Genomic DNA, 13,060 nt, shown 5'->3' on the forward strand with positions numbered 1-13,060 from the left:
GCACCGCGTTCACACCGCCACCGCCGCGCGGATCGGCGGGTGGTGCTGGTAGTCCTCGACGACGAAGTCCGAGAAGTCGTAATCGAGGATCGACTCGGGCTTCCGCGCGAAGCTGAGCGTCGGATACGGGTACGGCTCGCGGGTGAGCTGCTCGCGCACCTGCTCGATGTGGTTGTCGTAAACGTGGCAGTCGCCGCCGGTCCAGACGAAGTCGCCCGGTTCCAGGCCGACCTGCTGAGCGATCATCATGGTCAGCAGCGCGTAACTGGCGATGTTGAACGGCACGCCGAGGAACATGTCGGCGCTGCGCTGATAGAGCTGGCACGACAGTCTGCCGTCGGCGACGTAGAACTGGAACAGGGCGTGGCAGGGTGCCAGAGCCATGTCGGGGATGTCTGCCGGATTCCAGGCGGAGACGATGAGGCGCCGCGAATCGGGAGTGGCCCTGATCTGTTCGATCACCTGCGACAGCTGGTCGATGTGGCCGCCGTCCGGCGTCGGCCACGAGCGCCACTGCACGCCGTACACCGGTCCGAGATCGCCGTCGGCATCCGCCCACTCGTCCCAGATCGTGACGCCGTTGTCCTGCAGCCACTTGACATTCGATTCGCCGCGCAGGAACCACAGCAGCTCGTACGCGATCGACTTGAAGTGCACGCGCTTGGTCGTGATGAGAGGGAAGCCCTTCGACAGATCGAAGCGGATCTGACGGCCGAACACGCTGGTCGTGCCGGTGCCTGTTCGGTCGTCCTTGTGCGTGCCGCTCTCGAGCACTTCGCGGAGCAGATCTTCGTACGGCGTGGGGACGGCTGCGCTCATATCTGCCACGATACCCGGCTCGCAGGCAACGCAGGCGGATGCCGTGGCGAGGGTCGTGCGTCATCCTCCGTCATATCCGCCGCAGCCGTGGCCGGGCGGCATATTCTCATGGAATGCCCGTCTCCATCGCGCTCCTGATCACCGGCGCCGTCGTCGCGCTTGCGATCGCCGGCGGACTCATCGTGCGCGCGCAGGACGGTCGGCGGCGCTCCGGCGGACACCTCGCGGTCCGATCGGAGGATCTCAGCGGGCGATCGCTCGCGGAGACGGCGACGCTGGTGCAGTTCAGCACCGAATTCTGCGCTCGGTGCCCGCAGGTGCGGCGACTGCTCGGCCAGATCGCAGACGAGCACCCCGGCGTCGAACGCGTCGAGATCGATCTCACGAATCGCAACGACCTCGCGACTCGCTATCACGTGCTGCAGACGCCGACGACCTTCCTCGTCGACGCATCCGGGACGGTGCTCTCGCGCTGGGGCGGAGTTCCGCAACGAAGCACGATCGAAGATGCGCTGGCGAACGTTCTCACCCTTCAACCTCAGGAGCAGGCATGACCGCGCCCGCCGGCATCGACCCACGAGGGCCGCGCTTCGCCGCCTCCATCACCGCGACGCTCTTGCTGATCGCTCTGGTGCTGAGCCTGATCGGGATCTCCACGGCACGGGCGGACGCCACCTGGTTCGCGTACCAGCCGCTCGCTGACGCCGTCTTCGTGCCCGACACCAGCGGCTGGGCGCTTCCGGCCTCAGCGCTGGCACAGCGTGCCCTTGATCCCGGCTTCCTGCTCCTCGTCGTGATCGCGCTGCTTTTCCTGTGGGGCGTGCTCTCGCCGCGCACGGCCCCGTGGGGCGTGCTGTTCCGCCGCGCCGTGCGGCCGCGGCTCACTCCTCCGACCGAGTCGGAGGATCCGCGCCCGCCTCGGTTCGCGCAGGGCGTCGGACTCTTCGTCGTCGGCATCGGTCTGGTGCTGCACCTGGCCGGCGTGCCGTGGGCGCTGCCCGTCGCGGCGGGTGCGGCCTTCATCGCGGCGTTCCTCAATGCCGCGTTCGACTTCTGCCTCGGCTGCCAGATCTACCTGGTCCTTCAGCGAGCAGGCATCATCGGCAGAGCGGCTGCTGCCTGAGCCGAAGGTTCCCCACCGGGCTCCTGGTCGATAGGCTGGCCGCACACCCCGCCACGAACCTTGGAGGAACCATGCCTGTCACCAGCGAAGCCACCACCACCTGGAACGGTTCCCTGATGGAGGGGTCAGGCAACGTCGCCTTCTCCTCCTCGAACCTCGGAACCTTCCCGATCAACTGGAAGGCCCGCAGCGAGGGCTCCGACACGACGACCACGCCGGAAGAGCTCATCGCCGCCGCGCACTCGTCGTGCTTCAGCATGGCGCTCTCCAACGCCCTGGCTGACAACGGCACCCCGCCGGAGCGCGTCAACACCACGGCATCCGTCACGTTCAAGCCCGGCGTCGGCATCACCGGCAGCCATCTCAACGTGAACGCGTCCGTTCCGGGTCTGACGCCCGAGAAGTTCCAGGAGATCGCCGAGGGCGCGAAGACCGGCTGCCCGGTGTCTCAGGCGCTCGCCGGCATCGACATCACCCTCGAGGCGACACTCGCCTGAGGAACTCCGCTCAAGCCTTCTGCTTGGCGAGGCGGATCGCCGCACGGATGCTCGCACGAGCATCTTTGCGACGGCCCGCCGCATCCTGGACGACGCCGAGCCGGTAACGCGCTCGCCAATCGTCGTCGGCGGCATCCGCCTCGGCCGTATAGCGCTCGACCAGTGTCTCCGCGTCGCCTTTCGCGATGCGACCGCTCGGAGTGAGGTCGGTCTCCGCCGCCGGCATCCCGCCCTCGGAGTCGAGTCTCGTCCCCAGCCGCTCGGCCTCAACGCCGAACTGGATCTCGCGCGCGAGCGCCCAGACCCCGATCAGCGGAAGCACGATCAAGGCGACACCCATGGCGACGCCGACCGGTTCCCCGCTCGCGATCAACAGGATCGCCTTCTGCCCTATGAGCACGAAGTAGAGGACCAGCGACACCCCGATGAGGGTGACCGCGATGCGCGTCATCACGATCGGGCCTGGATCCCGATGTCGATCATGTTCTCGAGCCCGACGAACACGCCGCGCGCGTCGAGCGCGAACGGGACAGCCAGCCGGATGCCTGGTGCATAAGCCTCAGCCGAATCCACCGTGTCGTGCGTGAACGTCAGCGACTCACCTGCGCCGGAGAGGACGATGTCCTGGCGAGCGATCACGCCGGGGCGTCGGAGCGAGTGGATCGGCACGCTGGCCACCTGCTGCCCACGGGCACGCTGGTCCGCGTGCGGGGCGTTGACGGGGCCCAGATCCGCGCGCGCGGCGGCGATGAGCTCTGCGGTGCGCACCGCGGTGCCGCTCGGCGAGTCGGTCTTGGTGTCGCGGTGCGCCTCGACGATCTCCGCCGAAGGGAAGAAGGGTGCGGCAGCGGCCGCCAAAGCGGAGCCCAGGACCGAGCCGAGGGAGAAGTTCGGGATGAAGACGGCGCCTGTCTCCGCTGCATCGACCAGCGGACGCATGAGTGCGATGCGCTCAGCGGACCAGCCGGACGTGCCGACAAGTACGTTGATGCCGCGCTCGACTGATGCGCGCACGACGTCGATGCTCACCTGCGGCGTCGACGCGTCCACGACGAGGTCCGATCCATCCAGCTCTGCCAGGTCACTGGACGAGGTGAGCACGCGAACGACTTCGAAACCCTCGAGCTCGTCGATCACCTGCCCGATGATCGTGCCGAGTCTGCCGGTTCCACCGACGAGTGCCACCTGCTTGGTCATGCCTCCAGTCTATTCAGCGACTGATCGCCGAGTGACACCCGAGCACGGCGCGGCGGGTAGCGTTGAGAGCATGCTCGAGTTGCGCCCGGCCTCACCCGCGACAGCCGAATCCCATGCGATCCTCGCCGAGTACTTCGCGCTGCGTGCGCAGGAGTTCCCCGGGGGTTCGTACACCACGGTGTTCCCGAGACCAGAGGCGTTCGAGGCTCCGGCGGGCGTCTTCCTGCTGGCCGGCCCCGAAGGCGCACCAGTGGGCTGCGGCGGGATCAGGCGTCTGGAGGACAGCGATGCCGGCGTCCGCTACGAGGTCAAGCATCTCTTCCTCAAGCCGGAGACGCGTGGCCAGGGGTGGGGGCGTGCGATTCTGGGCGAACTCGAACGCCGCGCCCGCGAGTGGGATGCCGTGGAGCTCGTGCTCGACACGCACCACACGCTCGAAGCCGCGGGCGGGCTGTACGCCAGGAGCGGCTTCGCACGGATCGACGCCTACAACGACAACCAGAATGCGACGCGCTGGTATCGCAAGATGCTCTGAACGGCGATGCAGCTCACACCGGCATGCAGTTCACACCGGCATCGGGTCGGGCAGGCCGGTGCGAAGCTCGACCGGCAGGTGCGCGAGATCGTTGTGAGTGAGCATCGTCCACGGACGGCCCTGCTTCTGCGCGATGATGCTGAGTCCGCCATTGGCCTGGTTCATCGTCATCCATCGCCACGCCGGTGCACCGAGCACCTCGCGGATGAACCACGAGATCACGAAGTTGTGCGTGATGAGCACTTCGTGCACATCGCCCTGCTTGCGAATGAGGAACTCGTTCACGGCATCCGCCATCTGAGCGCTGCCCGCCTCGATCTCCGCATCCGTCACCGATCCGAAGAACGGCTCGTACGCCGCGGGCGTCTCGTCTGTCATACCCGTCGGCACGCAGTCGAACAGCAGTGCCGAGGGCTTCGGAGTCACCGCCGGCAAACGCTCTGCGATCGTCCGAGCCGTCTCCGTCGCGCGGATCAGAGGAGAATGCCACACCGCATCCAAAGGGAGACCGGAGAGCCGGTCGGCGATCAGCTCCGCCTGACGAACGCCCCGAGGCGAGAGGGGTCCGTCATCGAGTCCGTGTTCCGCGTCCTGCTGTTCACCATGTCTGACCAGGTATAGGTAATGCGTCAAGACCCACTCGCTTCGTCGTCGTTGGCTTTCGCCCAGGCGTCATTCCACCCTATGTCACCCCTGTGACAAGCGGCTACGAATCGACGCGCGTCAGTTCCCGGCGCGCGTCAGGTCGGCGATCTGCGTGCGCGACAGGGTGATGCCGGCGCCCTGCATGAGCTCCTCGACGTGCTGCGTCGCGAACGTGTTGACGATGGGAGCGGCGATCGTGCGCTGCGCGAGCAGCCAGGCGATCGAGACGGCAGCCACTGGGGCCGAGATCTCGGTCGCCACCTGGTCGAGCGCGCGGAGGATCCGGATGCCGCGACGGTTCAGGTGTCCGCGCAGCTGCTCCCCACGCACGCCCTGCGACATCAGCGCCTTGCTGCGGTGCCTGCCGGAGAGGAAACCGTGCTCCAGCGCGTGAGAGGGAGTCACGGCCAGGCTCTGCGCGCCGGCCACCAGTCGGAGGTCGCCCTCGAACGTCTGTCGCCGGATCAGGTTGTAGGGCTCGTCGAGCACTTCGATGCGCGGGTACCCCGCGGCCGCGAGGATGCGTGCCTCGACCAGTCGCTCAGGCGCGAAGCCGAAAGCCCCGACCGCGCTGATCTTGCCCGCATCGCGCAGCCACTCGACCGTGGCCAGCGTGTCTTCCAGATTCGTCTGCTGATCGAGGGTCGCATCGAGGTGCAGCACATCGATACGCTCCGCCCCGAGTCTGGTGAGTGACCCTTCGACCGCACGAACGAGGTTCACCGAGCCGAGACCCGGGTTATCGGCGTGTGAGCCGATGCGCACGCTCAGCAGCGTGCGATCCCGATGCCCGCGCGAGCTCAGCCACTGCCCGATGATGTGCTCGCTGCGACCGCCGGAGAAGCCGTCTGCCGTGTGGATCGCGTTGCCGCCGAACTCCACATAGCGATCGAGGATCGCATGACTCGTCTCGAGGTCGACGTTCCAACCGAACTCGGCCGCTCCCAGCATGAGCGGGAACGTCTCCAAGCCTGTCTCGCCGAGCGGTACGCGGATGCCCTCGCCGACCCCTGGACCGACCACGGGGATCGGGGCGGACGGATGCACGAGCGAATGCTCCTGCAGGCTCGCCTGCTGATCAGCAGCGTCTGCGCTGAACAATCGCATCCTCATCACCCCCGCACATGTCCTGTAGCTACGAACTGCGTGATCTGTGTGCACCCCCCGGTGCGTATTTCGAGAGTAAGCGACGTCGGAGACGACTCTGACCATTGGCGGTAACGCTCGGCAAACTTTGCATAACGTTTCGGTCACATCAGATACGAAGAAGGCCCGGATCCCGCTCACGTGGAGCGGAATCCGGGCCTTTCCGTGTGGCTTACGCCTCGGCGGTCTCCGCCTCGGGCGCGGCTTCGGCGACCGGTGCCTCAGCGGCTGCGTCGTCGAGGACGGGCTCGAGCGACAGCTTGCCGCGGTCGTCGATCTTCGTGATCTTCACGAGGATCTTCTGGCCGACCGAGAGCACGTCGTCGACGTTCTCGACGCGCTTGCCACCGGCGAGCTTGCGCACCTCGGTGACATGGAGCAGTCCGTCCTTGCCGGGCAGCAGCGAGATGAAGGCACCGAACGATGCGATCTTCACGACAGTTCCGAGGAACTGCTCGCCGATCTCCGGGTTGGTGGGGTTGGCGATCGCGTTGACCTGGGCACGAGCAGCCTCGGCCGAGGGACCGTCGGTTGCGCCGATGTAGACGGTGCCGTCCTCCTCGATGGAGATCTGCGCACCGGTCTCGTCCTGGATCGCGTTGATCGTCTTGCCCTTCGGGCCGATCAGCTCGCCGATCTTGTCGACGGGGATCTGCACGCTGATGACGCGCGGCGCGGTGGGCGCCATCTCGTCAGGAGCGTCGATCGCGGCGTTCAGAACACCGAGGATCGTCAGACGCGCGTCCTTCGCCTGCGTCAGCGCACCGGTGAGCACGTCGGACGGGAGTCCGTCGAGCTTGGTGTCGAGCTGGATGGCAGTGATGAACTCGCTGGTACCCGCGACCTTGAAGTCCATGTCGCCCAGTGCGTCTTCCGCGCCGAGGATGTCGGTCAGGGCGGCGTAGCGCGTCTGGCCGTCGACCTCGTCGGAGACGAGGCCCATCGCGATGCCGGCGACGGCTGCGCGCAGCGGCACACCCGCGTTCAGCAGCGACAGGGTCGAGGCGCAGACAGAGCCCATCGACGTCGAGCCGTTGGAGCCGAGCGCCTCGGACACCTGACGGATCGCGTACGGGAACTCCTCGCGGCTGGGCAGCACAGGCGCGATCGCACGCTCGGCCAGGAAGCCGTGCCCGATCTCGCGACGCTTCGGCGACCCGACTCGGCCGGTCTCACCGGTCGAGTAGGGCGGGAAGTTGTAGTGGTGCATGTAGCGCTTGGAAGTCGTCGGGGACAGCGAGTCGATCTGCTGCTCCATCTTGAGCATGTTCAGCGTGGTGACACCCATGATCTGGGTTTCGCCGCGCTGGAAGATCGCGGAACCGTGCACCCGCGGGATGACCTGCACCTCTGCGTCCAGCGGGCGGATGTCGGCAAGTCCACGGCCGTCCATGCGGACACCCTCGGACAGCACGCGACCGCGCACGATCTTCTTCGTCAGCGACTTGTATGCGCCCGAGACCTCACCGGCGGCGGAAGCAGGAAGGGTTCCGGCCTCGACGGCGGTGGCGACCTCGGCCTTGACGCGGTCCTTGACCTGGTCATCGGCGCTCTGACGCTCGATCTTGTCGGCGATCAGGTAGACCTTCTCGAGATCAGCCGTCGCGGATGCGGCGATGAAGTCGTAGGTTGCCTGCTCGTACGCCGGGAAGACCGGGTAGACGCCAGGAGCCTTCGAGGAGTGCGAAGCCATCTCGGCCTGCGCCTCGACGAGCTGCTTGAGGAACGGCTTGGCGGCTTCGAGGCCACCGGCGACGACCTCCTCGTTCGGCTTGACCGCGCCGCCCTTGATGAGGTTCCAGCTGTTCTCGGTGGCTTCGGCCTCGACCATCATGATCGCGACGTCTTCTGAGCCGTCCGACTTCTTGACGACCCGACCGGCGACCATCAGGTCGAACACGGCCTCTTCGACCTGAGCCTGGTTCGGGAACGCGACCCACTGGTCGGCGTTCTCGCCCTGGCCGGGGATGAGCGCGAGGCGCACACCGGCGATGGGGCCGGAGAACGGCAGACCCGAGATCTGGGTCGACGCGGAAGCCGCGTTGATCGCCAGAGCGTCGTAGTACTCACCGGGAGCGATCGACAGCACAGTGATGACGACCTGGACCTCGTTGCGGAGGCCGTCGACGAACGACGGACGAAGCGGACGGTCGATCAGACGGCAGACCAGGATGGCCTCGGTCGAGGGACGGCCCTCGCGGCGGAAGAACGAGCCGGGGATCTTGCCTGCTGCATACGAACGCTCTTCGACGTCGACGGTCAGCGGGAAGAAGTCGAATCCTTCGCGAGGGTGCTTGCCCGCGCTGGTGGCGGAGAGGATCATCGTCTCCCCGTCGAGGTAGGCCGCAACCGAACCCTGCGCCTGCTGAGCGAGGCGGCCGGTTTCGAAGCGGATGGTGCGGGTGCCGAAGCGGCCGTTGTCAAGAACGGCCTCGGCGGCAGTGATTTCAGGACCTTCCAAGAGGTCTCTCCTTCTTTGTTTAGACTCGTCCGTCCGTGTGACGGGCGAGATCATACGTCAGCGCGCACAACACGGCGCGCGAACTGCACACAGCAGTCCGGTCCCAGCCTACCAGCGCATGCAGAATTCGCGGATGACCTGGGCGCCTCAATGGACTTCGACGCTCCGCATCGACGACGAACGGCCGATGTAGACATAGTCGTCGTGCTTGGCCACACGTCCGTCGCCGGCCACCCGACCACGCAGACGCCGCCATACCCAGGGCAGGGCGTGGTGCTGCCACCACGCGGCTCGGGTCGTGGCATCGATGTCGTGCAGCACCTGATCCAGCGCGCCGAGGGTGTCTGCGTGCGGCACACCGAGCATCTCTCCTGCCTGATAGGCGAGGAAACGGTGTCCGCGGCTGCTGAGATGCACCAGGTCCTCGCCCCAGTTCGGCCTGGACGAGAGCTCCGGGTGCAGATCGGTGTCGATGAGCATCGCTCCCGTGCGCTCCGCGACACCGGCCAGCCGACTGGCGAAGTCGGCGAATCTGCGGGTGAACAGCCGCGCGGCCCTCCGGTCGGGCAGGAACGGTGTCACGAGCAGCACGTCCGCCCCGTCGTCGCGGAGTGTCTGCACCACTTGCTCGACCTGTGCGGCGAGCGCAGGGACGTCGGCGTGGGATTTCACGAGATCGTTGGCACCGATCAGGATCGACACGAGGTCGGGCCGCAGCTCGCGCGCCTTGGTGAGCTGCTCCCCGGACACATCGCGCACCCTCCGGGATCGCACGGCGAGATTCGCATAGTGCAGGCCGCCGCGGGCAGCCAGCAGGAGCGCCATGCGATCTGCCCACCCGCGCAGCGCGCCGTCGGGCGCTGGGTCGCAGAGTCCCTCGGTCAACGAGTCGCCGAGCGCGACGTAGCGCTGCCAGCGTCGCCCCGCCGTCGGCGGCGCGGGCTCCGGCCTGCGGACGCGCGCGCTGCGCAGTTGCCGATCGAGACCGTGCAGCCCGCGGGCCTCTTCGAAGTGCCCGAGCAGCTGGCCGCACACCGCCTGCCAGCTGCGTCCCTCGACGGCGGCCCGGCCGGCGACCCCGAATGCACGGCGCTTGCGACCGTCGCCAGCGAGATCGGCCACCCGCATGCGAAGGTCATCCAGGTCCCCCGGCCGGTACAGCCATCCGTCGATGCCCATCCGCACCAGATCGAGTGGGCCGCCCCGCCCCGTCGCGACGATCGGCACGCCACTCGCGTGGGCTTCCTGCAGAGTCTGCCCGAACGTCTCGCTCTCCCCCGGGTGCACGAAGATGTCGAACGACGCGATCGCCTGTGCGAGGGCATCGCCGTCGAGATGGCCGAGGAACACGGCATCCGGCATCTCCGCCTGAAGGCGCGCCCTCGACGGCCCGTCTCCGACGATGACGAGGCGCACGCCGGGCACCTGCTGCAACACGGCGAGGTCTTCGACCTGCTTCTCTGCCGCCAGCCGTCCGACGTAGCCGACGATGACCTCTTTCGTCATGCACCGCTGCCAACTCTCGTCGCGACGCGAAGGGTGGAAGCGTTCAGCGTCCACTCCTCGCCCCCAGCGGCGGATGCGGTCGACGCCGAGCCCGGTCAGCTGATGCTCGGATTCGGTCGAGGGGACGAGCGTGAGGGTCGCCCGGCGGTGCAGGCGGACGATGTGGTTGCGCGCGAACGTCGTGGTCGCGGGGAGCCGGTAGCGCTCCGTGTAGGCGGCGATGTCGGTCTGATACGCGGCGACAGCGGGTATGCCGCGACTGGATGCGGCGAGCGCACCACGCCATCCCAGCGCGAACGGTGACGCGAGGTGCACCACATCGGGGCGGAATCGTTCCAGTGACGCCGCGACGCGCCGAGTGGTCGCGGCGCCGATCCTGACGTTGCGATAGCCGGGCAGTGCCAGGCTCGCCACCGGCTCGATCGGGGCGCCGTGCACCCGGGAGGGGATGCCGACAGCGTCAGGCGCGATCACGTGGGCCTCGTGGCCGTTGCGCTCGAGGTGGCGCAGGATCTGCAGCACAGACCCTGTCACGCCGTTCATGTGCGGCAGGAAGGATTCGGTCACGATTGCGACTCTCACGATCTCAGGATGACGCCGCCGATCACACGCATCCGACAACGGCGGGCCCTGTACCCGAGTGTTCACCTGTTGCATGACTGACCTTCACCGGCTGTCCCCGATTCCGTTTCCGTTCACCTTCGGCGCGCAGAGTTGACGCGTGATTCCGGAAGCGCTCGCTGATGCGGTGACCGGCCCATGGTCCCTCGTGGTGATGGGCCTGCTGGTCTTCGGCGATGCGTTCTTCGTGATCGTGCCCGGCGAGATAGCGGTCACCGCGCTGGGTGCGCTCTCGACCTCCACCGGGACGCCGCCGCTGTGGACGGTGATCCTGTGCGCAGCCGTCGCCGCTGCCTGCGGGGATCTGCTCTGCTACGGGATCGGCCGATGGGTGGGGCTCGACAGGTGGCGATGGATGCGCACCGAGCGTCTGCAGCGCGCGCAGCGGTGGGCGCGGGGCCGACTGGAGGCGGGAACGGCGGTCGTGCTGTTCACCGCGAGGTTCATCCCCTTCGCGCGACTCGCGATCAACCTCGTCGCCGGCGCGACCCGGATCCCGTTCCCCCGCTATCTGGGATTGGTCGCGCTCGCGGCCACGGGGTGGGCGACGTACCAGGCCGCGATCGGCGCCCTGTTCGCTGCGATCCTCCCTGACGCGCCGATCGTGTCGGTGCTGATATCCGTGGTCGTCGCCATCGGACTCGGCGCGCTGATCGATCTGCTCATCCGCAGGCGTGCGCGCCGACGAAATCCTGTCGCGACTCGTCTGCCGTCCGGCTAGGCTGGCGTCATGAGCACCGAAGAAGGCGCAACCTCCTCGTCCGAGGAGATGAAGCGCAAGTTCAAGGAAGCGCTCGAGAAGAAGAACGCACATCACCGCAACGGTGAATCACATCTGGACGGCGACTCCGCCGTCCACGCGGCGAATGCCCCGCAGACGCGACGTGAGTTCCGACGCAAGAGCGGATGACCACCAAGAGGGCCACCCCCGATCGGGATGGCCCTCTTCCTCTTGCGGACGCTCGGGTTCAGCGTTGCGCGCGCGCCTTGGCCCTGGTCTCCTTCGCCGCCAGTTCTGCAACGGCCGCTTCTTCCAGGCCCTGAGTGCCGACAGCATCCGTCGCGGTGGACATCCCGTCGTGGGACGAACCGTCCAGCATCGACTCGTCGAACGGCTCGCCCCCGCCGAGCACGCGCCGCGCTCGCGCCGGATCGATCTGCTTGGTCCAGGTTCCGATGAGCAGAGTGGCCACGGCGTTGCCGGTGAAGTTGGTGAGAGCGCGGCCCTCGGACATGAAGCGGTCGATGCCCACGATCACGCCGACCCCGTCGACGAGGTCGGGGCGGTACGCCTGCAGACCCCCGGCGAGAGTGGCGAGGCCCGCACCGGTGACGCCTGCGGCCCCCTTGCTCGCGATGATCATGAACAGCAGCAGTCCGATCTGCTCGCCGATCGACATGGGCTGCCCCATGCCCGCCGCGATGAACAGGGACGCCATCGTCAGATAGATCGCCGTGCCGTCGAGGTTGAACGAGTACCCGGTCGGCACCGTGATCCCCACGACCGGCTTGGACACCCCGACATGCTCCATCTTCGCGATGAGCCGCGGGAGCGCCGACTCCGACGACGACGTGCCGACGATGAGCAGGTACTCGCGGCCCAGGTACTTGATGAGCTGGAAGATGTTCAGTCGCGTCACCGCGTACAGCAGCGTGCCGAGCACACCGATGATGAACACGATGCAGGTGATGTAGAACGCGACCATCAGCAGGCCCAGTCCCCAGATCGCCGCGATGCCGGTCTTGCCGACGACAGCGGCGATCGCACCGAACGCACCGATCGGCGCGAGCCACAGGATCATGCCGAGGATGCGGAACACCAGCACCTGAAGGTGCTTCACCGCGGCCATGATCGGCGCGCCCTTCTCGCCGAGTCCCTGCACGGTGAATCCGACGAGCAGCGCGATGAAGAGCACCTGCAGCACGCTCTCACCCGTGAAGGCCGAGAAGAACGTGGTGGGGATGATGCCGAGGATGAAGTCCTGCGTGGACTTCGCCTCCGTGGTGGTCGCGTCGTACGACGCGCCGGCCATGTTCAGCCCGGTGCCGGGGTGGATGATGTTTCCCACGACAAGACCGATCGCCAGCGCGAACGTGGACATCAGCATGAAGTACAGGAGCGCGAGACCGCCGATCTTCCCGACGGTGGCCGCCTTCGCGATCGATCCGACGCCGACGACGATCGTGCAGAAGATGATCGGTGCGATCATCATCTTGATCAGTGAGACGAAGCCCTTGCCGAGCGGTTCCAGGCTCTGCGCGAACTCCGGCCAGATCAGGCCGACGGCCGCGCCGAGGACGACGGCGATGAGGACGGACACGTACAACCAGGTGTGCTTGTCCCAGGAGCGTTTGCCTTTTCGCCAGTTGTAGCCGGGAAGCGAGAAGCTCGTCGTGATGGCCATGGGTTACCTCCGTGATCATGAACTGCGTCGTCACATGACGTCCGGCGAAGCGCCGGGTGAACGGAACTCACCCTCCCTGGGTTCTCAGACGCTGACCATTTGTGG

14 protein-coding genes are annotated in these 13,060 nt (G+C 67.1%); 6 read left to right on the forward strand and 8 right to left on the reverse strand.

The features are described from left to right. Positions 1-9: 9 nt before the first annotated feature. On the reverse strand, positions 10-819 hold the full coding sequence (locus tag JF52_RS0100485) for a thymidylate synthase (RefSeq protein WP_033104600.1): 810 nt from the start codon (positions 817-819) through the stop codon (positions 10-12). Positions 820-932: 113 nt separating this feature from the next. Here JF52_RS0100485 and JF52_RS0100490 point away from each other — a divergent pair, with 113 nt between their 5' ends. From JF52_RS0100490 to JF52_RS0100500, 3 genes are all read left to right on the forward strand, one after another. Further along, entirely contained in the window at positions 933-1,373 is a 441-nt protein-coding gene (locus JF52_RS0100490; protein ID WP_033104601.1) for a TlpA family protein disulfide reductase, read from the forward strand. Further along, positions 1,370-1,942, forward strand: coding sequence for a DUF4395 domain-containing protein (locus tag JF52_RS0100495; protein ID WP_033104602.1), 573 nt, complete (start codon positions 1,370-1,372; stop codon positions 1,940-1,942). The genes JF52_RS0100490 and JF52_RS0100495 overlap by 4 nt, the downstream gene beginning before the upstream one ends. A gap of 71 nt (positions 1,943-2,013) precedes the next feature. Then, positions 2,014-2,439, forward strand: a complete 426-nt coding sequence (locus tag JF52_RS0100500) for an OsmC family peroxiredoxin (protein WP_033104603.1) — start codon at positions 2,014-2,016, stop codon at positions 2,437-2,439. A gap of 10 nt (positions 2,440-2,449) precedes the next feature. Here the strand turns inward: JF52_RS0100500 and JF52_RS0100505 are convergent, their stop codons facing one another. After that, positions 2,450-2,890, reverse strand: a complete 441-nt coding sequence (locus tag JF52_RS0100505; protein WP_200880930.1) for a hypothetical protein — start codon at positions 2,888-2,890, stop codon at positions 2,450-2,452. Further along, on the reverse strand, positions 2,890-3,636 hold the full coding sequence (gene dapB, locus JF52_RS0100510; RefSeq protein ID WP_033104605.1) for a 4-hydroxy-tetrahydrodipicolinate reductase: 747 nt from the start codon (positions 3,634-3,636) through the stop codon (positions 2,890-2,892). The genes JF52_RS0100505 and dapB overlap by 1 nt, the downstream gene beginning before the upstream one ends. Positions 3,637-3,706: 70 nt before the next feature. Here dapB and JF52_RS0100515 point away from each other — a divergent pair, with 70 nt between their 5' ends. Beyond that, positions 3,707-4,171 carry a GNAT family N-acetyltransferase gene (locus tag JF52_RS0100515; protein ID WP_033104606.1) on the forward strand — a complete coding sequence of 155 codons (465 nt, stop codon included), beginning with the start codon at positions 3,707-3,709 and terminating at the stop codon, positions 4,169-4,171. 30 nt (positions 4,172-4,201) lie between these two features. Here JF52_RS0100515 and JF52_RS0100520 read toward each other — a convergent pair whose 3' ends face one another. The 4 genes from JF52_RS0100520 to JF52_RS0100535 form a co-directional block, all read right to left on the reverse strand. Next, a complete protein-coding gene (locus JF52_RS0100520; protein WP_033104607.1) occupies positions 4,202-4,804 on the reverse strand; it encodes a histidine phosphatase family protein in 603 nt (200 codons plus the stop codon). Between the two features lie 90 nt (positions 4,805-4,894). Further along, positions 4,895-5,923, reverse strand: a complete 1,029-nt coding sequence (locus tag JF52_RS0100525) for an aldo/keto reductase (RefSeq protein WP_084595442.1) — start codon at positions 5,921-5,923, stop codon at positions 4,895-4,897. A gap of 211 nt (positions 5,924-6,134) precedes the next feature. Next, positions 6,135-8,423 carry a polyribonucleotide nucleotidyltransferase gene (locus JF52_RS0100530; RefSeq protein ID WP_033104608.1) on the reverse strand — a complete coding sequence of 763 codons (2,289 nt, stop codon included), beginning with the start codon at positions 8,421-8,423 and terminating at the stop codon, positions 6,135-6,137. 147 nt (positions 8,424-8,570) lie between these two features. After that, entirely contained in the window at positions 8,571-10,496 is a 1,926-nt protein-coding gene (locus tag JF52_RS0100535) for a GDSL-type esterase/lipase family protein (RefSeq protein WP_234000164.1), read from the reverse strand. Positions 10,497-10,650: 154 nt separating this feature from the next. On the opposite strand from JF52_RS0100535, the gene JF52_RS0100540 reads away from it, so the two are divergent. Together JF52_RS0100540 and JF52_RS0100545 are read left to right on the forward strand one after the other, a co-directional pair. Beyond that, positions 10,651-11,271, forward strand: coding sequence for a DedA family protein (locus JF52_RS0100540; RefSeq protein ID WP_052166645.1), 621 nt, complete (start codon positions 10,651-10,653; stop codon positions 11,269-11,271). Between the two features lie 9 nt (positions 11,272-11,280). Then, positions 11,281-11,460, forward strand: coding sequence for a DUF5302 domain-containing protein (locus JF52_RS0100545; RefSeq protein ID WP_033104610.1), 180 nt, complete (start codon positions 11,281-11,283; stop codon positions 11,458-11,460). Between the two features lie 58 nt (positions 11,461-11,518). Here JF52_RS0100545 and JF52_RS0100550 read toward each other — a convergent pair whose 3' ends face one another. Further along, a complete protein-coding gene (locus JF52_RS0100550; RefSeq protein WP_033104611.1) occupies positions 11,519-12,955 on the reverse strand; it encodes a cation:dicarboxylate symporter family transporter in 1,437 nt (478 codons plus the stop codon). Between the last annotated feature and the right edge of the window lie 105 nt (positions 12,956-13,060).

This window comes from Microbacterium profundi (assembly GCF_000763375.1).
In the GTDB taxonomy this organism is placed as follows: domain Bacteria; phylum Actinomycetota; class Actinomycetes; order Actinomycetales; family Microbacteriaceae; genus Microbacterium; species Microbacterium profundi.

Excerpts from the sequence above, each read along its gene's own strand:
- JF52_RS0100550 (WP_033104611.1), bottom strand. The coding sequence starts at position 12,955 with ATGGCCATCACGACGAGCTTCTCGCTTCCCGGCTACAACTGGCGAAAA.
- JF52_RS0100485 (WP_033104600.1), bottom strand. The coding sequence starts at position 819 with ATGAGCGCAGCCGTCCCCACGCCGTACGAAGATCTGCTCCGCGAAGTG.
- JF52_RS0100495 (WP_033104602.1), top strand. The coding sequence starts at position 1,370 with ATGACCGCGCCCGCCGGCATCGACCCACGAGGGCCGCGCTTCGCCGCC.
- dapB (WP_033104605.1), bottom strand. The coding sequence starts at position 3,636 with ATGACCAAGCAGGTGGCACTCGTCGGTGGAACCGGCAGACTCGGCACG.
- JF52_RS0100505 (WP_200880930.1), bottom strand. The coding sequence starts at position 2,890 with ATGACGCGCATCGCGGTCACCCTCATCGGGGTGTCGCTGGTCCTCTAC.
- JF52_RS0100545 (WP_033104610.1), top strand. The coding sequence starts at position 11,281 with ATGAGCACCGAAGAAGGCGCAACCTCCTCGTCCGAGGAGATGAAGCGC.
- JF52_RS0100490 (WP_033104601.1), top strand. The coding sequence starts at position 933 with ATGCCCGTCTCCATCGCGCTCCTGATCACCGGCGCCGTCGTCGCGCTT.
- JF52_RS0100515 (WP_033104606.1), top strand. The coding sequence starts at position 3,707 with ATGCTCGAGTTGCGCCCGGCCTCACCCGCGACAGCCGAATCCCATGCG.
- JF52_RS0100500 (WP_033104603.1), top strand. The coding sequence starts at position 2,014 with ATGCCTGTCACCAGCGAAGCCACCACCACCTGGAACGGTTCCCTGATG.
- JF52_RS0100525 (WP_084595442.1), bottom strand. The coding sequence starts at position 5,923 with ATGCGATTGTTCAGCGCAGACGCTGCTGATCAGCAGGCGAGCCTGCAG.